Here is a 20,871-nt window from a genome sequence, read left to right as displayed (position 1 = left end):
CGGATGGAACGGAATGCCCGGCGGCGGTTCGTGCTCGCCACGGCGGCCTGCCTGGCAGGTTGCGGTGGCGGTGCGCAGGTCGCGGAGGTTGCCGCGCCGGCGTCGGTGCCGGCGTGGCCCGCGGGCACCGTCGAAACGCTCGCCGTCGCCAGCCGCGCGCTCGGGCGCACGATGAACGTCGCGCTGTACCTGCCGCCGGGCGGCGCGCGCCGTCCCATCCTCTTTCTGTTGCACGGCTTCGGCGGGAACGGCGCGTCGTTCTTCGACGCCGGCCTGGCCATCAACCGCACGGCCGACCGGCTCATCGCCGCCGGCACCATCGCGCCGCTCGTCATCGCCGCCCCCGACTACGACAACGGTTTCGGCGTGAACACGACGCCGGCGCAAGGCACCCTGAGCGCCGGCGGCACGATCGGTCCGTACGAGGATTACCTGATCGGGGAGGTGTTGCCGGCCGTGGAAGCCCGTCTCGGCTTTGCGGCCGCGCGCGCGGACCGGCGCATCGGCGGCCTGTCGATGGGCGAATTCGCCGCGCTGCACCTGGCCCTGCGCTACCCGGACCTGTTCGCCCGCGTGGGCGCGCACAGCGCCGCCTTGTGGGATTACGGCGGCGCGGACCAGTTCACGGGCCAGCGCGACTGGCTGTACCCGACGCCGGCCCTGCGCGCCGAACGCGATCCGCTGCTGCTGGCGGCCAGGGCCGACCTGCGCGGCCTGCGTTTCTACCTCGACGTGGGCGACCTCGATGCCCTGCGCCACCAGGACGAAGCGATGCAGGCCGTGCTGGCCGCGCACGGCGCCGCCAGCGAATTCCACGTGGCGAGCGGCGGCCACGACGCCGCGTTCTGGCGCAGCCGCCTCGCGAACTGGCTCGCGTTCTACGGTGCCTAGGGTCTATCTGACTGTCTGTGGGTATCGAGCGATATTTAGAGCGTATTCGCGTAGGGTGGGCACCTTGTGCCCACCGTGCGTTCGCGGACCGGCTTGCGTTTGGTGGGCACAGGGTGCCCACCCTACTGGGATAGGTTCTTTGCGAACCTGGCGGGATAGCGCCAGTGGCGCTATCCCGCCTTCGCAGAGGCGACGGTCTTACTGCTGGCAAAACAAGTCAGTCAGATAGACCCTAGCGCCGCTGACCCTTGCCCGTCGCCGCCCACCAGATCCCCCCCATCAGGTGCGCCAGGTATTGCGGGTCGCGGTACATCTCGACGTCGTGGCCCAGCAGGGTGACGAACACGCGGCCTTTTTCGTAGTTGTGATACCACGCGACGGGATGATCCTTGCCCATGCCCGTCGCGTGCTGGCCCGGCCAGATCCGGGTCGGGTCGTAGCTCGACTCGTCCACGTTCAGCACGGGGTGGATGGCGACGCCGTACGGGTTCGTCGTCTCGTACCACTCGTCGCTCCAGATCCAGCGCGGCGGGATGCCGAACGTCGCGGGAAAGCCCGGGTCGACGACGTCGACGGCCGCCGTCTGCAGGAACGGGTGGATCTTGAACGAGCGGCCCACCAGCTTTTCGTACCACACCCACCCGTTCGGCGGCGTGATCGCGGCGCGGTGCACGACGACGGCGTTGCCGCCCGTGCGCATGTACGCCTCGAAGTGCGCGCGCTGCGCCGGGTTCAGTTCCTCGCCCGGTGTGTTGAGGAAAACGACGGCCGCATACTGCTTCAAGTCGCCGTCGAAGGCATCAAGCTTGTTCGTGTAGGTGAACTCGAACGCGTGCAGCTTGGCCAGCCGTTCCAGGCTGTCGCGCGCGACCGGGATGTATTCGTAATGGTATTTGTTGGGGATGGCCAGCACGAGCAGTTTGTACTGGCTGTCGGCCCGGGCGGCGGGCGTGGCCAGCACGGCTGCCGCGGCCAGCGCCGGCAGGATGCGGTTCATGTGCTTTCCTTTCATGGCGCGGGCACGCCTTCCGGCTTGCGGCCGTTGCGCGGCACGAGCCAGCCGCCGTCGGACAGCCAGTCGGACAGGCGGTCCGGCCAGTGCTGCAGCGAGACGCGCTCGCCGCGCTGTCCGACGTTGAAGGCGTGGTCCGTGTCCGCATACATGTGCAGTTCGGCCGAGACGCCGGCCTTCACGAGCTGTTCGTACAAGGTAAGCGTCGGCCGCATGCAGCACTTGTCGCGCGAGCCGGCGACGAGGAACGCGGGCGGCGCGCCGTCCACGGCCTTGGCGGGCGTGCCGGCATCCCCCGGATATACGAGCACCTGGAAGTCCGGGCGCGCGCTCAGGCGGTCCAGCGCATCCGTCCTGCCGCGCGGAGGCGGCTCGGGATTGTCGGCGACGAGCGGCACGAGTTCGCCGCCGGCCGAAAAGCCCATGACGCCCACGCGCTGCGGGTCGACGCCGTACTCCTGCGCATGCGCGCGCACCCAGCGCACGGCGCGCCGCAGGTCGGCCGCGGCATTGCCCGCGACGGTGTAGCCGGCGGAATCCGGACCGTGCGCGAGCCGGTACTTCAGCACGAACGCCGTCACGCCGACGCGATTCAACATACGTGCCGGCAGCATGCCTTCGTTCTCGACCACGAGCAGGTAGTGCCCGCCGCCCGGGGCGATGACGACCGCCGCGCCGTTGGCGTGGCGCGGGTCGGCGCGCAGCACCGTCAGCGACGGGTCGTGCACATTGGTGGGGTAGGCGCCCTCCACGAGCTGTTCCGGCTCGTTGTGGCGCTTTTCCGAGCCCGGCGCACCGTCGGGCCACAGCCGGAAGACCGGCGGGGCGGCGGGGGCGGTGGAGGCGGCGAGCGCGGGGCCCGCACAGGCCAGCGCCAGCAGGGCGGCAAGGCAAAGACGCTTAGTCGACATGGTTCGCATACAGGCTGTGGTGGGTCAGGATGAATAGTGTACGCTTGGCCGGCCCGCCGAAGACCAGTTGCAGCGGACGTTCCGGCACGTCGATGCGGCCCCGTTCCTTGCCGTCCGGGCCGTAGACGAACACCTGGCCGTTGGCGACGTACACATTGCCGTCCGGGCCCGCCGCCGCGCTTTCGCCGCCGCGGTCGGCCACCTGCTTCAGGTCCGTGATGGCGCCACCTTCGCCCATCAAGCCGCTGAACGTGCGGTTCTCGGAACCGTTCGTGAAGATCACGCGCTCGCCCACGCGGGCGCTCGTGAAGCCGTACGTGTCGAGCGTGTCGGACCAGCGGTAGCCCAGGTGGTCGGTTGGACCCTGGCGCGTCACGCGGTAGGCGGGCAGCACGAGGCTGCCGTCCGGCGACACATATTCCTGCGCCTTCGGCTTCGCCACGTCGCGCGCGAACATCTCGGCCAAGGTGGTGAACTCGTACGTCTTCGGATCGAGCTGGTCGCGGAATTCGCCGTTCTCCCAGAAGTTGGCGGGAACGGCCACGCGCGCATCCGCATGGCTCGTCACGGCCGTCGGCTTGATCATCGTGACGCCTTCCGGCGTCGGCGGCGCGTCCGGCTTGAACGCGTACACGGTCGCGTCGGGGCCGTAGTGCGACACGACCATCACGTCGCCGCTGCGGTCGATGGCGAGGTTGATCGGGTCGAGCGGCGCGTCGCGCACGGTTTCCAGGCCGCGTTCCGGGCTCCAGGCATGGATGCGCTTGAAGTGGCGGTCGATGAAATACAGCTTGCCCCGCGCATCGACGGCGCCGCCGGCAATGGAATAAAAGCCGTCCGCCAGCTTCTCGACCTTGCCCATCGGCGCCGGCGCACTGGCCTGCCTGCCCGTGTAATCGAGGACGGCGAATTCGCGCTCGCGCACCTGGATGCCGTGCGTGACGTCGACGATGGCGTTCTCGTACGGGTATTTCGAGGCGCGCGCATACGTCGTGCAGCCGTTCTCGTCGCAGGTCGCGAAGCCGCTCTCGCCGTTCACGTGCACGTTCCTGAAGCGGATGTCGCTGGAGTTGGCGATGCGCACGGCCGCCAGCGCGGGCTTGATGGAGCGGGTGACGCGGTAGCCGTGGTAGTTCGCGACCAGGATGTGTTTCGAATTGCGGATGTCGAGCGACGTGGAATCCATGCCGTCGCGGACCTCTTCTTCCGTCTGCGGCGCGTAGAACGACCAGTTCTCGACAAAGTCCAGCACGATCTCGTTGCGGATGTGGTGCTCGGCCGACAGTTCGTACACGCGGCCCGGCGTCTTCGTGTTCGTCACGTAGAAGCCCGCCTGCGCATAGCCGCTCGGCGACCAGATGCCGGTGAACGTGCCGCCGCCGCCGTCCGTCACCCAGATGCTCGGGTATTGGCGGTCCCACCATGCGGTCGTGTCCCACCGCGCCGTCTTCTTGTACGGATCGGCGCGCGTGCCGTCGTACAGGCGCGTGCCGTGACCGCCCTGGATGCGCACGTCGTCCACGAGCGAGTGCTCGCCCGCGCGCCACAGCAGCGCGACCGCGCGGTTGTTGACCTCTCCCGTCGCGAGGCCGATGCCGGACACGATGCCGGCGCCGCCGCGCGCGCTCTCCAACAGCGCCTTGGGCGTGTCGACGCCCTGGAACAGGGGCGAGCCGTTCGGCAGCACGAGCTGCGTCAGGCCGGGATGCAGGCCGACGAGCACCGTGTCCGGCTTCATGCGGATCGTGTCGTTCACCATGTAGAAGCCCTGCGGCAGGTACACGACGCGGTGCGTGTCGATGGACTTCTGGACGGCGGCCGTGTCGTCGGCGCGGCCGTCGCCCCGGGCGCCGAAGGTGCGCACGTTGGCCCATTCCTGCGTCGGCGGCAGGGCTTTCAGCACGCGCTGCGGCGCCGGCTTCGCAGCCGGCGGCGCGGTCTTGTAGTTGGTGAAGAAGCGGCCCGGCGCGCCCAGCTGGTCGAGCTTCATGCCGTAGTTGAATTCCGCGACCTCGTACGCGCGTCCCGCGCCCGCGAGCGTGCGGCCGCTGTCGCGAAAGCGCGCGAAGGTCGGCACGTTGCGCGCGCTCGCGTGTTCGAACGCGACCTGCGTGTAGACGTTGTCCTCGTTGCTGATGACGACGGCGGCCTTGGCCACGTTCTCGAAGCGCACGTGCTTGCCCCACAGCCAGTCGCCGTAGCCGCGGTCGATGTCGATGCCGACGGGCGTGTCGCGGATGTCGACGTTGTCCAGCGTGAGCCCGGCCTCGTGTTCGCGGATCGCGGCGTCGCGCTGGCCGTCGAACGTGGAGTCGAGGAGGGTGAACTGCCACGCCGGCGACGTCTTCTCGGCCAGGATGCCGTAGCGGCCGCCGTGGAATTTGAGGTCGTACGCGATGTTGCCGACGTGGTAGACGCCGGCCAGGCCGTCGCCGATGTGGAAATCGATGTGCGACAGGTTCGAGTGCTGCGCGGTGTGCATGCGCACGGCGGTGGCGGCCGGGTTGCCGTCGCCGATCTCGAAGTCGACGTTGGACAGCACGGAATAAAAGGTGGCGGAGTTCGCGTCGCGCACGTCATGCGTCGCGCCGACGGCGCCCGCGACGGGCATCGGCACCTTGCCCACCGTGTACTGGTCGCCGCCGGTAAAGATCACCATGTTGGCGACGCCCTGCTGGAAGCCGGGCGTGCGCGGCGCCAGCACGAACACGGGCCGCGTCGCGCCGACGCCGTACACGCGCACGGCGAGCGGGATCAGGATGGTCTTCGTGATGCGGTAGCGGCCCGACGGCAGGAACACGACGCCGCCTTCGCCCTTGTTGGCGGCGGCGTCGATGGCTTGCTGGATGGCGGCGCTGTCGTCCGTCCGGCCGTCGCCGCGCGCATGCACGACGACGGCGTGCGGATCTTCCGGCATGCTCTGAAAGGCGGACACCGATGCCTGCGCCGGTAATGCGGCCGCGAACATCGTCGCCAGCAGCATGGAAAGCGTAGTCTTCATTGTTGTTATCCCCGGGTGACGAACAGCGACAGCAGCATCACGAACAACAGCCCGAACGTGCCGACGAGGGTCTCCATCATCGTCCACGAGCGGAAGGTGTCCTTCAGCGTGAGGCCGAAGTATTCCTTGAACATCCAGAAGCCGGAATCGTTCACGTGGCTGAACATCAGGCTTCCCGCGCCCACGGCGAGGACCATCAGGTTCGGGTCGACGCCGGACGTCTGCACGAGCGGGCCGACGACGCCGGCCGCCGTCACGCCGGCCACCGTGGCGGAGCCGAGGCAGACGCGGATCAGGGTCGCGACGGCCCACCCGAGCAGCAGCGGCGGCACCGGCATGTGCGCCAGCTGCGTGCCCAGTTCCGCGCTGACGCCGGACTGCGTGAGCACTTCCTTGAGGCCGCCCGCGCCCGCGATGATCATCAGGATCGGCGAGATCTCGCGCAGCGCGCCCGCGGCGCTGTCCGTCACGCGCGCCAGCGGCCGGCCGCGGCCGATACCGAGGGTCACGACCGCGATGCCGTACGAGACGAGCATCACGCTCAACGGGCTGGAAAGGAAGGCCAGCGGTTTCGCCAGGTCCGGGACGGCCAGCGTGACGAGCGTGAGGGCGCCCAGCAGCACGACGGGCAGCAGCGCCGTCGCGAAGCTGTTGAAGGTGCCGGGCAGTTCGCTGTCCGGGATCTCCTGCTGCGCGCTGCGGAACATCGGCGCGGGCTCGCCCCGGATGTGTTTCAGCGACATGGCGAAGACCGGCCCCGCGATGATCAGGGTCGGGATCGCGACGACGAGACCGTACAACAAGGTCTTGCCCATGTCCGCGTGGACGGCGACGACGAGCGCCGTCGCCGACGGATGCGGCGGCAGGAAGCCGTGCGCGATCGACAGGCCCGCCAGCAGCGGCATGCCCAGCGCCACGGCCGGCCGGCCCGACTGGTACACGAGCGAGAAGATCAGCGGGATCATCAGCACGAAGCCGACGTTGTAGTACAGCGGCATGCCGACGACGAAGCCGGTGACGGTCATCGCCACCGGGATCCGGTGCATGCCGAGCCGGCTCACGAGGCTCGTGGCGATGCGCCGCGCCGCGCCGCTGTCGGCGATCAGCTTGCCGAACACGGCGCCCAGGCAAATCACGACGACGAGGGACCCGAGCAGGTCACCGATCCCCTTTTCGATCGCGCCCGGGATCTTTGCGGCGGGCATCCCGAGCATCAGCGCGGCGACCAGCGCGGCGACGACGAACGCGAGGAGCGGCTGGATCTTGCCCCACGCGATCATCACCGTCAGCAGGACCACCGCCAGCAGTACGGACAGCAGGTTCCACACGGCCGGCCTCCGATCAGAAGTTGTAGCGCAGGCCGGCGCGGTAGGTGCGTCCCACGACGTCGTACAGGGCCGGGTTGATCGCGATGCTCGGATTCGGCTGCGGCGCCGGTTCCGGATCGCGGTCCGCCAGGTTGTCGATCTTGAAGTAGACCATCATCTGCTTCGACACGTTGTAGCTGCCGCCGAAGTCGAGATAGGTCGCGCCCTTCATCTTGTTGTCGTAGATGGTCGGGTGGGTCAGGGTCGACACCGGGCAGTTGGTCTGGCACTCGATGTACTCGTTGCTGTACTTGCCGTCGCTGAACCAGCGCTCGGTCAGCGTGAGGCTGAGTTTATCGCTCAGTAGCCCATCCCAGGTCTGCGTGGCGAGCAGCTTCCACTTCGGCGTGTTGCCCAGGTTGACGCCCGCGCCTTCCGACGGGATCGTGCCGACGACGCCCGAATCCGTGATGAAGTGCAGCGTGCGCGTGGCCAGCCCGCGCACGGTGAAGTGGCCCGGCAGGTTGAATTTGCCGAGGCTCGTGCGGTACGCGCTTTCGATGTCGACGCCTTTCAGGTGCAGTGACGCGAGGTTGAAGTTCTGCACCGTGACGTAGTTGTTGCCCGGGCTGTTCAGCACCATCGCCGAGCAGATCTCCTGGTTGCCGGCTGTGCACAGGTCGACTTCCTGCTGGATCGACAAGGTCGAGATCACGTCGTTGACCTTGATGTCGTAGTAGTCGATCGACGTCGAGAAGCCCGGCGCCCAGCTCGGCTGGCTCAGCACGATGCCGAACGAGTTGTTGCGCGCGATTTCCGGCCGCAGGTTCGTGTTGCCGACGGTGCGCTGCTGCACGCTGACCGTATTGCCCTGGTATTGCACCTGGTTGTTGACGACGACGGGCGCCGCGAACAATTCGGAGAGGTTCGGCGCGCGCACGTCCTTCGAGGTGACGGCACGGAAGCGCAGGCCGTCGATGCCCGTCTTCCACGTGGCGCCGATCTTCCAGCTGCTGACGTTGCCGGCCGTGCTGTACTTGGTCTGGCGGTCGGCGACGTTCAGGTTCGCTTCGCCCCATGTGGCCGATTTCAGCACGGGCAGGTTGAATTCGACGTAGGCTTCGCGCACGTTGTAGGCGCCCGCGCCGTTGTGGTAGTTACCCGCGTACCAGTTGTTGCCGACTGCGCTGTTGAGGGTCGGATCGAGCGGATACGCCGCGCCGCCGATCGAATCGGGCGAGACGCCGGCGCCGTACGGGTCGCCGTGCACGTCGTACTTCTCGCGGCGCCACTCGGCACCGGTCGCCATCGACAGCGGACCGGCCCAGCCGTCCCACACTTCGCCGTTGAAGTTGGCGCTGGCCACGTCCTGGCTTTGCGTCGTGCGCTGGATCGGGCCGGCGGCCGGCGCGATGTACGCCCACGCGGCCGGGTCGACCGGGTTGTCGCCGATGACGTTCAGCGGCACGCAACCGTTGGCGGCGGCGACGGCGTTGCGGCAGACGATCTTGCCCGACACCGGATCGCGCACGGCGTCGATCGCGTTGTTGTAGCGGGTGTTCAGCGTGATGTCGTGGACGTTGATGTTGGTCGTGTTCTCGCCGTGCTCGGCGTAGGCGTCGTACGACCAGTCCTTGCCGAACAGCGTGAAGCGGCCGTCGCCGCCGACGACGAAGCGGCGCTGCGTGCGCGTCGGGTGCACGTTGATGTTGGCCGGGAAGATGGCGTTCGCCGTGCCGTACTGGAAGCGGTCGATGTTGTTGGCCGCGCAGGCCGCCGCGATGGACGCCGGCAGGAACGGGTTGTCGCAGCGGATCGTCAGGTTGGCCTGCTTGGCCGCGCCGGGGTTCGGCGAGAAGTGCGATTGCACCTGCGCGTAATTGGCCGTGAAGTAGATCTCGTTGTCCGGATCGAGGTCCCACGACAGGCGCGTGTACGCGACTTGCCGCTTGAAATTCATGGCGAGATTCGTGCCGGCGCCCACGCTGCCGGACAAATCTCCGCCCACGCAGAACGGATTGACGCAGTTGGTGACCTGGCCGGTGCCGGTCGGCACGCCGTTGGAACCGTAGTCGAACTGGTACGGCGCGCCGCCGGCGCCGAACGCGGTGCCTTGCAGCGGGCCGCTCGTGATCAGGCCGTATTTCGAATACTGGTATTGCTGGGCGTGGTCGATGACCTTGTATTCGGGCTGGCCGTCGTTCGTCTGCGACAGCGGACGGCGCTGGAATACCGTGTTGCGGTACCACGTGCGGCCATTGGGGCCCACTTCGCCGTAGCCAGGCGAATCGATGCCGTTCTCCTTGCTGAATTCACCGCTGACGGTCACGTGCAGCCGGTCGTTCATGAAGCCCTTGCCCCAGGCGGCTTGCAGGGTGCCGCTCTTGTCGTCGTGGTAGCGCGTCTGGCCGCCTTCGACGTTCGCTTTAAAGCCCGTGAATTTCTTGTCGGTGATGAAGTTGACGACGCCGCCCACCGCGTCCGACCCGTACGACGCCGAGGCGCCGCCGGTGACGACGTCCACCCGCTTGACGAGCAGTTGCGGGAACTGGCTGACGTCCGTGACACCCGTGACGTTGGCGCCGACGACGCGCTGGCCGTCCAGCAGGGTCAAGGTCCGGATCGGGCCGAGGCCGCGCAGGCTCAGCGACGACAGGCCCTGGATGCCGCTCGACGTGCTGTTGGTGCTCGTCGTGCGGCCCGTGCTGCCTTGCAGGGCGGGCAGTTCGATCAGCGTGTTGAACAGGTTCGGCTGCGCCGCCTTTTCCAGGTCGGACGACGACAGGCTCGTGGTCGGCGTCGGCTGCGAGAAGCCGCGCGCCGCGATGCGCGAGCCGGAGATGTGCACGACCTGCGTCTCGGGGACGGCGGGCGTGGCATCGGTGGCCGGAGCCTGCGGTGCCGGCTGGGCGTCCTGGGCGTGGGCGGCCGCGGCCAGCAGGCCGCAGGCGCTCGCGACGGCCAGGTTGATGAGGGTGCGTTGCAGTGGTGTACGCATGGTAGTCTCCATTATTCTCGTGTGGTTGGCGTGCCGCCTCGACGGTGGGCGGCTGGGCCGGGGTGCGATGATTTATTGGCCGGTCGATGCGATGATGCTGGCCACCAGGGTCTCCGGCGGCCGGGTGATGTCCAGGGTGATGCCGGCTTCGCCGGGCTGCAGCGGCTCGAGGTCGCGCAACTGGCTGTCCAGCAGCGTGATCGGCATGTAGTGGCCGATGCGGGTCTGCATGCGGGCCGCGATCGTGTTGCGCGGGCCCGTCAAGTGGGCAAAGCGCAGGTTCGGATCGGCCTGGCGCAGCAGGTCGCGGTAGCGCTGCTTGAGGGCCGAGCACGACACGACGATGCCGGCGCCCCGTTCGCGGGCGGCGGCGATCTCGCCGGCCAGGGTCTTGAGCCACTCGGCCCGGTCGTCGTCCGTCAGCGGGACGCCGGCCGACATCTTGACCACGTTGGCGGCGGGGTGGTACGCGTCGCCCTCGACGAACCGGGCGCCCAAGGCCTGGGCGAGGGCGGCCGCGATCGTGCTCTTGCCGCATCCGCAGACGCCCATGACGACCCAGCGGGACGCAGTGCCGGGCTGGAGGGATACATCGGTTGGTGGTGCCATGCTGTCTTTGTTCCTTTCGATTCGAAGCGACCGTTAGCGCTATCATTTTTGCCAAGTCTTCAACAAGGCGGCAGGTTTGTAAAGTTTTATTCGTGTTGCGGAGCGAAACGTGCGGGGGTTCCGTTATGCACATTGCATGACGTCGCGCGCCGATGACGCCCGCATCAGAGGAGAAACATCAAGAAATGACTGATAGCGCTATCAGTTGTGCGTAGCGACACCGGACGGGTGATCTGTGGCGTTTACAACACGGTCGGCGCGCTCGTGATCTTGGCCCGGTGCAGGCGCACCTGCACGGCGACCATCCGCAGCGCGGCCAGGAAGGGCACGGACAGGAAGATGCCGGATACGCCCGCCAGCTCCTCGCCGGCGAGCAGGCCGAACACGACGAGGATCGGGGGCACGTCCACGCCTTCGCTCATCAGGTAGGGATTCAGCATGTAGTCCTGGAAGATGCGGTAGGCGCCGATGAAGGCGATGACCCAGCCCACGTGCTCGTAGCCGCTGAACAGGGCCACGCCGACGATGGCCGCCGCCGCGACCAGCGGCCCAAGCACGGGAATCACTTCCAGCACGGCGGCGGCGGCGGCCAGCAGCAGCGCGAACGGCACTTGCAATAACGATAATACGATGCCGTAGGCGAGCAGGGTGGCCAGCGACAGCAGGGCCAGCGCCCGCACATAGCTCGACAGCACGGTGTTCAGGCCGTGCAGCACGTCGGTCCAGAACGCACCGTTGCGGCGCTGCTTCACCGTCAGGAGGAGTTCGTCGAAGACGGGGGCCTGCAGGATCATCAGGAAGCTCAGGATCGGCACGACGACGACATAGATCAGGTTGCCGGCCAGGTGCACGAGCCCGAAGCCGAGGTTGCGCACGAACGGCATCGCTTCCGCCGAGCCGCCCTGCAACAGGTCGCGCAGGAAGCCGGCCACGCGCGCGCGCAAGGGTTCGAGCGGGCCGGGCAGCGGCAGGCGCTTTTCCAGCGTGGCGGGATCGAGCAGGGTGGGCAATTGGTGCGCCAGCGTCGTCGCCTGCTCGGCCACCTGGTTGCCGAACAGCCCGACGGCCAGCACGACGAGCGCGATGACGACGAGGTAGACGAGGCACAGCAGCGGCGTGCGCGGCACGCGGCCGCCGACCCGGCGCTGGGCCTGCACGAACAGCGGATAGATGAGGTAGCTGAACAGCACGGCGATCAGCATCACCAGCAGCGTCGTCCGCACGAGATAGACGCCATACAGGCCTGCAATGACCAGCGCGGCCGTCCACACCACGCGGGCTGTACGCGCATCGATACCGAACACGGTTCCTCCCTGGCAGCGGTCCACCGTCGCGGCGGCCCTTGTCGCCATGATACGGCGAGGACGGTCTCGCCGTCGCGCAACTCGGCGGCACGATTGCGTCCCGTGCCCATCCCGGCGCGGGCATGGTGCTACAGTGGGCATGCACGGAACACGGAAGGAGGCGACGTGAAACGCAGTTATCGCTGGGCCACGGAGCAGGGTGGCGGCCTGGAACATGTCGAACTGGAGAGCGGCGACGCCGGCGCGACGGCCGAAGGCGTCCTCATCGGCCCCGCGGGCGGCCGCTTATTTGCCTGCAGTTATTTGCTACGCTGCGATGAACGGTGGCGCGTGCGCAGTCTCGACGTGCACGTCGCCGGCATGGGCCGGGTATGCCTGCGCGCGGACGGGGCCGGCAACTGGCTCGATGCCGACGGCACGCCGTTGCCGCACCTGCAGGGGTGCACGGACGTCGACCTGTCCGGCAGTCCGTTCACGAATATGCTGCCGATCCGCCGGCTGGGCGAACAATTGCAGCAGCGCCAGGAAATCCGCGTCGCCTACGTCGACCTGCCCAAGCTCGACGTGCAACCCGTGTCCCAGGCATACACGCGCGTGGCACCCGAGCGGGTCCTGTTCGAAAGCCTGTCCCGTCCGTTCTCCGCGGAACTGGAAGTCGACGGCGAAGGCCTCGTGCTGCATTACCCGGGGCTGTTCACGCGCGTCGCCGGCTGAGCGTCCGCGCCGATCCACGTGAGGCGGTGCCACAGCGCTTCCAGCGGCCCCTGCTTGTGGCGCTTGAGCCACCAGGCGCTGAAACAGCCCTGCAGCAGGGCCAGCACGATGCCGACCAGCAGCGCCAGCACGGGGCCCGTCGTTGCGTACTGGCCGAAGCCGTAGCCGTAGTACAGCGTCGTCCCGACGATCGACTGCATCATGTAGCTCGTCAGGCTCATCCGTCCCATCCAGCGGAACACGCCCAGCACGCGCGACCTGCGGGGACGGCGGTACAGCAGCGCGAAGCCCGTCACGAGCAGCAACATGATGTCGAGGTTGAGGAGCGGCAGGCAGATGGTGTCCAGCGGCCGGCTCAGCGCCTCGGCGGCGATCCACGTTGCCAGGTGGGTGTGGACGACGAGCAGCGGACCGAGCAGCAGCAACGCGCCGACGAACACGCGGCGCCAGACGACGCGGTTCCTGTCGTTGACGGCGAACAGCCCGGCGCGCCCGGCCAGCATGCCGAACATGAACAACGCGGGAATCTGCAGGATGCGGCCCATTTCCCAGCTCCACAGCAACACGGCGTGCTTGCCGTTCGTGAGGTTGCCGATCCAGACGTCGAGCAGAGAACCGTGCTTCAGATACTCGTCGGCTTGGCCGAAGAGCGCCCAGGAGGCCGGATCTGGCAGCTTGCCGGGCGCACTGTGCAGCGCCGCCAGCGCATCGAACCAGGCGAACGGCTGCAGGGTGAGGAAACAGGCCAGCAGGAAGACGGTGCGCGTACGCAGGTGCGCGACCGGAATCAGGACCAGGCCGAGCACGGCATATATCGCCAGGATGTCGCCCTGGTAGAACGCCGAATTCACCAGCCCGAACCCGAGCAGCAGGAGCATGCGCCACGCGAAGCGCGGACGGAAATCGTCGTCGCGCCGTGCCCGGGCGTCGGACTGCAGGTGGAACGTGAGGCCGAACAGCAGGGCGAAGATGGCATACGACTTGCCGCCGAACAAGGCGAACATCGTGTCCCAGATCCCTTGCCCCAGCTCTTTCATCCAGGCGGGATCGCCCGGCGGAGAAAAATAGAGGTCGAAATGCTCGAGGTTATGCAACAGCATGATCGAGGCGATGGCAAAGCCGCGCAGGGCGTCGACGAGATCGAGGCGGGACGTGGGCTGGGGTGGCATGGGATTCCTCTCCGTTGTGCCCGGCTATTCTAGGTTGAAAACGTTTCCATACCAATCATTTCTTTGCGCTGTGCCAAGCCCGAGCTCATTGCCAAGAACTCCAGTACGCCTGGGTACTCCAAGCAGCATTACGCGTCTGCCCAGGATGGGAGTCTTCATGCAAAGCGAAATCGATGCCGTGTCCGTCGTCTGGTTCCACGACCGCCAGCTGCGCGAACGCGACTGGCCGGTCATGTCGCAGCCTACCGGCGCATCCGGCGTGTGGGAATGGATCGATGACAACCACCGTTACAACGGCCTGCTGTGGCGCGAGGAAGACCGGGCGCGCCGGCTCGACGTGCCCCCGGCCGAGATCGCGGCCGGCAAGCGCCTGATCGACCGCTACAACCAGAAGCGCAACGACGCCGTCGAGTCCATCGACGATGCGCTGCTGGCCGGCCTGAACCACGTCGTCCGCCAGCCCGGCGCCCGCCTGTCCAGCGAGACGGCCGGCGCCATGATCGACCGCCTGTCGATCCTCGCCCTCAAGATCCACCACATGCGCGCGCAGGCGCAACGCACGGATGCGGACGAGCACCACGTCCGCGTCTGCGCGGGCAAGCTCGAGCGCCTGCTCACGCAGCGCGGAGACCTGATGTCCTGCCTCGACCTCCTGCTGGCGGAGGCGCGGGCCGGGCGGGCGTATTTCAAGCTGTACCGCCAGTTCAAGATGTACAACGATCCCGCGCTCAACCCCTACCTGAATGGCCAGGCGGCGCAACACGGAAGGGCGGCGCCGTGAGCGAGACGATCGACGTCCTGATCCCGACCCGCAACCGGCCGGCGGCGCTCGCGGTCACGTTGACGGCGCTCGGCGCCCAGACCTGGCCGGTCTTGCGCATCGTGCTGGCCGACCAGTCGGACGGCGACGGCGCATGCGCGCACGGCGAAGTGCAGGCCGTGTTGCGCTACCTGCGCGCCACCGGACGCGGCGTGGAGACCTTCCGGCGTGCGCGCCGCCGCGGCATGGCCGAACAGCGCGCCTTCCTGCTGGCCCAGGCGCGGTCCGCGTACTGCCTGTTCGTCGACGATGACGTGATCCTAGAGCCTGACCTCGTCGCCCGCTTGCACGCCGTCATCCGCGCGGAACGGTGCGGTCTCGTCGGCAGCGCCTTGCACGGACTGAGCTACCTGGGACAATCGCGGCCGATGCAGGAGACGATCGAATTCTGGAACGGCCCCGTGGTGCCGGAAACCATCCGGCCCGGCAGCCCGGGGTGGGCACGCCACCACCTGCACAGTGCGGCCAATTTATTCCACGTGCAGTCCCGCCTGAAATCCGGGGATGGGGCGCCCCGGCGCTACAAGATCGCCTGGGTGGGCGGGTGCGTGATGTTCGATACGGCCAAGCTGCGGGCCGTGGGCGGATTCGACTTCTGGCGCGAGTTGCCGGCCCAGCATTGCGGCGAGGACGTGCTGGCCCAGCAGCGCGTCATGGCGCGCCACGGCGGCTGCGCCATCCTGCCGTCCGGCGCGTATCACATGGAACTGCCGACGACGATCACGGCACGGGCCATCGATGCGCCGTATGTGCTGCCGCTGGCCGATCCGCCGCCGGCCGATCCGCCGGGGATGCCCGACGCGGCGGCGTGCCCGGACATGGACAGCCGTTGACATGGACGGCGTGTGCAAGATCGTCGTCCTGCGGCCGGGCGCGGTGGGCGACTTCGTGTTCGCACTGCCGGCCCTGCATGCGCTCGAGCAGGCGTATCCCGAGGCCGAGCTGGTCCTGGCGGGAAAGGCGTGGCACCGGACATTCCTGCACGGGCGGCCCGGCCCGGTGGACCGCGTCGTGGAAGTCCCGCCCGTGCCGGGCGTCGGCGCGCCGTCGGATACCGTGCCGGACGCGCAAGCGGTCGAGCGCTTCGTCGCCGCGATGCGCGCCGAACGCTTCGACCTTGCCCTGCAGATGCATGGCGGCGGGCGCTATTCGAATCCATTCCTGCGACGATTCGGCGCGCGCCTGACGGTAGGGGCGTGCGCGCCCGGTGCGCCCCTGCTCGATCGCTGGGTCGCCTATCGCGAACCGGGCCAGCGCAGGCTGGCCTTGCTCGAGATCGCAGGGCTGGCCGGCGCCGACGTCCGGTTACCGCCTGCGCCGCACGCGGAACTCGCGCTGACGGCAGCCGACCGGCAAGAGGCGGCGGCCACCGTGCCCGTCCTGCCCGGCGAACGTCTCGTGCTGCTGCAGCCGGGATCGACCGACCCACGCCGCCGCTGGCCCGCGCGCGCGTTCGCGGCGCTGGGCGACCGGCTGGCGCAAGCCGGGGCGCGTGTCGCAATCAATGGGTCGCCGGACGAAGTGAGCCTCGTACACGAGGTGGCGGCCGGCATGCGGGCGCCGGCGATCGTCCTCGCCGGCCGGTTGAGCCTGGGCGGACTGTGCGGCCTGCTCGAGCGCGCCACCCTGCTGGTGTCGAACGACACCGGACCGCTGCACCTCGGGTTGGCCCTGGGCGTACCGAGTGTCGGCATTTTCTGGCTGACGAACCTGATCGAAGGGATGCCGCTGCGGCCGTCGACGCTGCACGCGGCCCTGGCGGTGCGAACGCGGTGCCCCGTCTGCGATCGGGACAACCTTCACGCGCGCTGTCCACATGATGTGAGCTTCGTCGCCGACGTCAGCGTCGACGATGTCGAGACGTTGGCGCGCGCAGCCATCGACGAATCCGCGCAACCGCTACCAGTAGGGCCACATGCCGACGCTGCGCTGGCGGCTGGGTGCCGTCCCGGACAGTAATGCACGCGCATGCTGCAGTACCACCTGGGCACGCTCCGCGCCGGGATCCCAGATGCAGCGGTGCGTATGACGGTCGAGGGGCGCCCAGCGGGCGATGTCGGCCTTGCTGAACACGACGACACTCTTGAGCTTGAGGCCGGCCGCGATGTGGGACACGCCCGTGTCGTTGCACAGTAACAGCTTGGCATCGCGCATCAGCACGGCCATCGCCCCGATGGAGATCGGTGCGGCGGCGTCGAGCGGCGTGTGGCGCATGCGGTCCGCGACGTCGGCCGTCAGGTCCGCTTCCGCGGCCGATCCCGTCAACACGACCTTGAGGCCGAATTCGGCCACCAGGCGATCGCCCACCTCGGCAAACAGGCGCGCCGGCCAGCACTTGTCCCGCTTGCGTGCACCCGGATGAATGCAGAGGTAGTCGCCGGGAACGAGTGCGTCGCCGAGGCCGCTGGCTCGCCACTCGTCTTCGTCTTGCCGTGACAGCGGAAATTCCAGATGCATGCCCGTCGGCGGCGCACCCAGTTGCTCCATCAGCGACAGGAGCCGCTCCGGCTCCGTGCCGATGTCCGGATAGGGAAACAGGACGGTCCGGTCGCGGACGACGGGGGCACCGCGGCAGAACCCGGCCATGGCGTGCGCGCCGAAGCCGCTGACGATGTCATTGCTCACGTCGCCGCTTCCGTGCAGCTGGATCGCCAGGGCAAACTGGCGGGTGCACAGCTTCGCATAAAAATGCGCGAGTGCTTCGTGCCGGACTGGTTGCTCGGGCAATAAAGGATGGCCGGGGAAGGCGATGAACTCGTCCACGTACGTGTCGAACCGGTCCGCAAATTGCTGCGCCCACGGCAAACCCACCAGTGCGATGTGGGCGCGGGGCAGCGCAGCGCGCAGCGCGCGGAGGGCCGGCACCGCGCACAGCATGTCGCCCAGGTGGAGGGCGCGGAACACGATGACCGAAGACGGATCTAGGCGTTGCAGCAATGGTCGCCGGTACATGGTTTCCTCCTTTCGACGTCTTGTCTACGCTTTATGCGCGCAACAGTCCGTCCAGGACATTGCGCGTGATGCGCTCCAGCTGACGATCGCGGCCGGCGTCGAGGACTTGCGCCCAGTCGGTGGTCCCGGCCGAGAACACGGTGCCGTTGCGGCTGAACAGGCCCATCGCGGCCGTGTGGATGCCTTCGCCGGCCGCGTGGCGCGCGCGTGCCGGCAGTTCCTGCCAGTCCGGGCCCAGCCGCGCGGCCGCCAGCAAGGTATAGCCGGCCGGTGTGCCGTCCTCGTCCGCCCAGGCCGACAGCATGGCGCCACGGACGGCGTCGAACACGTCGAGGGGGACGCCGTCGCATTCGTAGCCCGCCAGCGGTGGCCAGCTGTGCCGGCACAATGCGTCGCCGTGCGCCAGACCGGTGCCCGCGAACACCCAGTGATCGGGCTGCTGGACGACGTAACCGTCGGTGGTGCGCGGGCCGTCCCACCAGCCGCCGCCATGCCGGTAGCTCGCGCCGCTCAGGCTGTCTTCGGGACGCGCGGCGCCGCAGCGCGGCCACCAGTGGTCCAGGGCGCCGTGCGGGCCGCCCTGGTGGCAGACGATGGCCGTCCCGTCGTCGACGAGATGGATGCGCCACCAGCACACATTGGCGCCGAAGAAGGCAAGATTGCCGCCGCCGGCGACGAAGTCCTCGACGGCGTCGCGGGTCGCCGTGGTCCAGTATTCGTCATGCCCGGCCGACACCAGCAGGCGGTAGCCCGCGAGCAGCGCCGGGTCGGCGTGGATGTCGAGATCGGTGCAGAAGTCGGGGCGATAGCCGTTGCGGTCCATCCAGCGGATGAAGTGCGCGTCCCAGTGGGCGAACGTCTGGCGCGGCGACGTGGCGTCGTAATGATCGGCGGCGCCCCACACCGGTCCGCCGATGCCGCCGCCGGGACGGCGCAGCGACACGCGCGCGCCCGGCGGATCGTCCGACCGCGGCGGGCACGCATAAAAGCAGCCGCCGCCGCCGAAGTTGTACGCGTGGTACGTGGTCACCGGCAGTTTATAGAGCATGCCCCGCCGTATGCGGTAGCCGGGCACGTCGCCCTCGGCGGGACCGTCGCGCGGCGCCGCGTGGTGTGCGTCGTCGGCGGCGTGCGGTCCGCACCGGGCACGCACGACGAACAGGGCGGCGCCGTGGCCGCGGGCGGGGTCGAACGCCATCTTGCGCCCGTCCTCTTCGAAGTCGGCGATGTAGACGGCCGAGGGCCAGTCCGGCGGGATCGGAAAGCGATAGGCCGGCCAGCGCCAGTCGACGTCCGGCGCCGCATCGGCCGCCCAGGCGCCCGGCAGCCAGTCGCTGCGTAGCATCCATATGGGCCCGTCGCCCCAGCGGTAGAAGGTGACGCGGAAACGGCTGCTGTCGGTCGACACGTGCAGGATCAGCGTCGCACCCGGCAGCACGCTGGCCCGCGCCGGATACGCACGGATCATGTGGGCAGCTCCGGTTCGATCCGTTTGGTCACGAGGAACGGCGGTATCGCGAGGGCGTGCAGAGGCATGCGGCGGAACGATGCGAGTGCTTCGTCCGGCGTTTCCACGATCGGCTCGTCCTTGCCGTTGAACGATGTGTTCAGCAGGACAGGCACGCCTGTGCGCGCGTCGAAATCTTCCAGCAGGCGCCGCAGCAGCGGGTCGTCGTCCGGGCCGACGGTCTGCAGGCGCGCGCTGCCGTCCACGTGCGTGATGGCCGGCACGCGCGACACCATGTCCGGACGGACCGGCGCCGCGAACTGCATGAAAGGCGAAGGGCGGGGCAGGTCGAAATACGCGGCCGCCCGTTCGGCGAGCACGACCGGCGCCAGCGGACGAAACCACTCGCGCTGCTTGACCCGGGCATTGATCCAGTCGCGTGTTTCGACGTGGCGCGGATCGGCGAGGATGCTGCGGTGCCCCAGGGCGCGCGGTCCGAATTCGCTGCTGCCCTGGTACAGGGCGACGACGCGCCGCCGGCACAGCAGGTCGAGCATGCGGTCGCACAGCGCCCCGACGTCCGGCAGATGGTCGACGTGCAGGTCGTCGCGGTTCGCCAGCGCGGCTTCGATGTCCTCGCGGCGCGGGGCCGGACCCAGGTAGTCGTGTGTCCAGCGGTAGGCGCAGCCGGCGCCGGCCAGTTCCGTCAAGCCGTACAGCGCGCAACCCAGCGCGGTGCCGGCATCGCCCGGCGCCGGCGGAATGAAGACCTGCTTGAACGGCGTTTCCCGCAGCAGCCGTTCGTTGGCCGAACAGTTCAAAGCCGTGCCGCCCGCGAAGCACAGATTGTCCAGTCCCGTTTCCGCATGCAGCCAGCGGGCCACGGCGAGCATTGCGTCCTCGAAGGCGCGCTGGCCGGCCGCCGCCAGGTTCGCGCAGTCGGCAAAGGCGACGCCCGGCTGGCCGTAGCGGAACCGATCGCGGTCGCGCAGGATGTCGCGCCAGGCCGGCGGCAACGTCACCTGCGCCCCATCGACGTCCAGCGGCGGCAGGCCGAGAGCATGCGCCAGGCCGTGCGGGGCGAGCCCCATCACCTTGCCCTCGTTGCCTTCGCCGGGAAAGATGGCTTGCGTCAGCAGAAAATAGAACATGCCCAGGCCGACGAGGCGCATGTCGTCCCGGTCCCACAGCTGCTTGCCGATGCAGTGCACGCGTTCGCGGTCGGCGCGGTAGAACGACGCCACCTCCCGCCAGTCGCCCGGGACGTAGGCGGCGCCGCTCCAGTGGTCGGTGAGCTCGGCGACGGGGCTGCCCTGGCCGTCGATGACCATGACGGCGGCCTCGCGGAAGGGCGAAGGGTGGAAGACGCTGTACAGGTGGGCCAGGTGGTGCGAGATGCGCACGCGCCGGCAGCCGGGGGCGAGGCGCAGCGCCGATTCGAGTTCCTCGTCGTAGGAGGCCAGGTCGCGCGCTTCGGCGTCGGACGAGAAGCATTCGACGACGACGTCGAGCGGCCGGCCGGGCCACGGCAGGCGCGGGCCGTAATGGGTGCGGACGTCGCCCAGCTTGCCCCAGTGGTGCTTGTGGCGCGTCAGCCGCTCCTTCTGGATGGCCCACAGCAGGCGCGAACCCTGCATCAGGCAGGCGCTGGCGTCCTGGGTCCGGTTAATACCGAGCACGACGGGAACATCGGTCATCGTCTCCTCCTCGTTGGGTTGCGCTGCGGTCCTGCTGAG

General features: G+C 68.6%; 16 protein-coding genes. 5 read left to right on the top strand and 11 right to left on the bottom strand.

Going from position 1 to position 20,871, the window contains the following annotated elements; translation table 11 throughout:
- Nucleotides 1-3 precede the first annotated feature (3 nt).
- Nucleotides 4-891 carry an alpha/beta hydrolase gene (locus ISF28_RS13770; protein ID WP_198117752.1) on the top strand — a complete coding sequence of 296 codons (888 nt, stop codon included), beginning with the start codon at nucleotides 4-6 and terminating at the stop codon, nucleotides 889-891.
- 232 nt (nucleotides 892-1,123) lie between these two features.
- On the opposite strand, the gene ISF28_RS13765 is transcribed toward ISF28_RS13770, so the two are convergent.
- The 7 genes from ISF28_RS13765 to ISF28_RS13735 form a co-directional block, all read right to left on the bottom strand.
- Nucleotides 1,124-1,888: a ThuA domain-containing protein gene (locus ISF28_RS13765; protein WP_198117751.1), complete on the bottom strand. Its 765-nt coding sequence runs from the start codon at nucleotides 1,886-1,888 to the stop codon at nucleotides 1,124-1,126.
- Nucleotides 1,889-1,899: 11 nt separating this feature from the next.
- The gene (locus ISF28_RS13760) at nucleotides 1,900-2,814 is read right to left on the bottom strand and encodes an alpha/beta hydrolase (protein WP_198117750.1); all 915 of its coding nucleotides are present in this window, start codon (nucleotides 2,812-2,814) and stop codon (nucleotides 1,900-1,902) included.
- Complete coding sequence (locus ISF28_RS13755) at nucleotides 2,804-5,815, bottom strand: glycosyl hydrolase family 28-related protein (RefSeq protein ID WP_198117749.1); 3,012 nt, start codon at nucleotides 5,813-5,815, stop codon at nucleotides 2,804-2,806. Before ISF28_RS13755 ends, ISF28_RS13760 begins: the two co-directional genes overlap by 11 nt.
- 5 nt (nucleotides 5,816-5,820) lie before the next feature.
- Nucleotides 5,821-7,143: a GntT/GntP/DsdX family permease gene (locus ISF28_RS13750; protein ID WP_370663433.1), complete on the bottom strand. Its 1,323-nt coding sequence runs from the start codon at nucleotides 7,141-7,143 to the stop codon at nucleotides 5,821-5,823.
- Nucleotides 7,144-7,156: 13 nt separating this feature from the next.
- On the bottom strand, nucleotides 7,157-10,120 hold the full coding sequence (locus ISF28_RS13745) for a TonB-dependent receptor plug domain-containing protein (RefSeq protein ID WP_198117748.1): 2,964 nt from the start codon (nucleotides 10,118-10,120) through the stop codon (nucleotides 7,157-7,159).
- 72 nt (nucleotides 10,121-10,192) lie between these two features.
- On the bottom strand, nucleotides 10,193-10,729 hold the full coding sequence (locus ISF28_RS13740) for a gluconokinase (protein WP_229519076.1): 537 nt from the start codon (nucleotides 10,727-10,729) through the stop codon (nucleotides 10,193-10,195).
- Nucleotides 10,730-10,971: 242 nt separating this feature from the next.
- Nucleotides 10,972-12,081, bottom strand: a complete 1,110-nt coding sequence (locus tag ISF28_RS13735) for an AI-2E family transporter (RefSeq protein ID WP_229519075.1) — start codon at nucleotides 12,079-12,081, stop codon at nucleotides 10,972-10,974.
- Between the two features lie 117 nt (nucleotides 12,082-12,198).
- On the opposite strand from ISF28_RS13735, the gene ISF28_RS13730 reads away from it, so the two are divergent.
- A complete protein-coding gene (locus tag ISF28_RS13730) occupies nucleotides 12,199-12,747 on the top strand; it encodes a putative glycolipid-binding domain-containing protein (protein ID WP_198117747.1) in 549 nt (182 codons plus the stop codon).
- Here the strand turns inward: ISF28_RS13730 and ISF28_RS13725 are convergent.
- Nucleotides 12,714-13,916 (bottom strand): DUF418 domain-containing protein, encoded by a 1,203-nt coding sequence (locus tag ISF28_RS13725; RefSeq protein WP_198117746.1) that lies wholly within the window; start codon nucleotides 13,914-13,916, stop codon nucleotides 12,714-12,716. The two genes, ISF28_RS13730 and ISF28_RS13725, sit on opposite strands and share 34 nt — an antisense overlap.
- 157 nt (nucleotides 13,917-14,073) lie before the next feature.
- Here ISF28_RS13725 and ISF28_RS30525 point away from each other — a divergent pair, with 157 nt between their 5' ends.
- From ISF28_RS30525 to ISF28_RS13715, 3 genes are read left to right on the top strand one after another with little or no spacing between them, the layout of a single operon-like run.
- On the top strand, nucleotides 14,074-14,697 hold the full coding sequence (locus ISF28_RS30525; RefSeq protein WP_229519074.1) for a DUF4254 domain-containing protein: 624 nt from the start codon (nucleotides 14,074-14,076) through the stop codon (nucleotides 14,695-14,697).
- On the top strand, nucleotides 14,694-15,569 hold the full coding sequence (locus tag ISF28_RS30520) for a glycosyltransferase family 2 protein (protein ID WP_370663432.1): 876 nt from the start codon (nucleotides 14,694-14,696) through the stop codon (nucleotides 15,567-15,569). Before ISF28_RS30525 ends, ISF28_RS30520 begins: the two co-directional genes overlap by 4 nt.
- Nucleotide 15,570: 1 nt before the next feature.
- Nucleotides 15,571-16,695: a glycosyltransferase family 9 protein gene (locus ISF28_RS13715; protein ID WP_198117745.1), complete on the top strand. Its 1,125-nt coding sequence runs from the start codon at nucleotides 15,571-15,573 to the stop codon at nucleotides 16,693-16,695.
- On the opposite strand, the gene ISF28_RS13710 is transcribed toward ISF28_RS13715, so the two are convergent.
- Genes ISF28_RS13710 through ISF28_RS13700 form a run of 3 tightly spaced genes read right to left on the bottom strand, consistent with a single transcriptional unit; the run spans nucleotide 16,636 to nucleotide 20,832 of the window.
- Nucleotides 16,636-17,688 carry a glycosyltransferase family 9 protein gene (locus ISF28_RS13710; RefSeq protein WP_198117744.1) on the bottom strand — a complete coding sequence of 351 codons (1,053 nt, stop codon included), beginning with the start codon at nucleotides 17,686-17,688 and terminating at the stop codon, nucleotides 16,636-16,638. The genes ISF28_RS13715 and ISF28_RS13710 overlap by 60 nt on opposite strands.
- 31 nt (nucleotides 17,689-17,719) lie before the next feature.
- On the bottom strand, nucleotides 17,720-19,156 hold the full coding sequence (locus ISF28_RS13705; protein ID WP_198117743.1) for a N,N-dimethylformamidase beta subunit family domain-containing protein: 1,437 nt from the start codon (nucleotides 19,154-19,156) through the stop codon (nucleotides 17,720-17,722).
- A complete protein-coding gene (locus tag ISF28_RS13700; RefSeq protein ID WP_198117742.1) occupies nucleotides 19,153-20,832 on the bottom strand; it encodes a carbamoyltransferase family protein in 1,680 nt (559 codons plus the stop codon). Before ISF28_RS13700 ends, ISF28_RS13705 begins: the two co-directional genes overlap by 4 nt.
- Nucleotides 20,833-20,871 lie beyond the last annotated feature (39 nt).

Origin of the sequence: Massilia rhizosphaerae (assembly GCF_016093545.1) — a bacterium.
GTDB classification, from domain to species: domain Bacteria; phylum Pseudomonadota; class Gammaproteobacteria; order Burkholderiales; family Burkholderiaceae_D; genus Telluria; species Telluria rhizosphaerae.
This window is presented reverse-complemented; position numbering and strand designations above follow the sequence as displayed.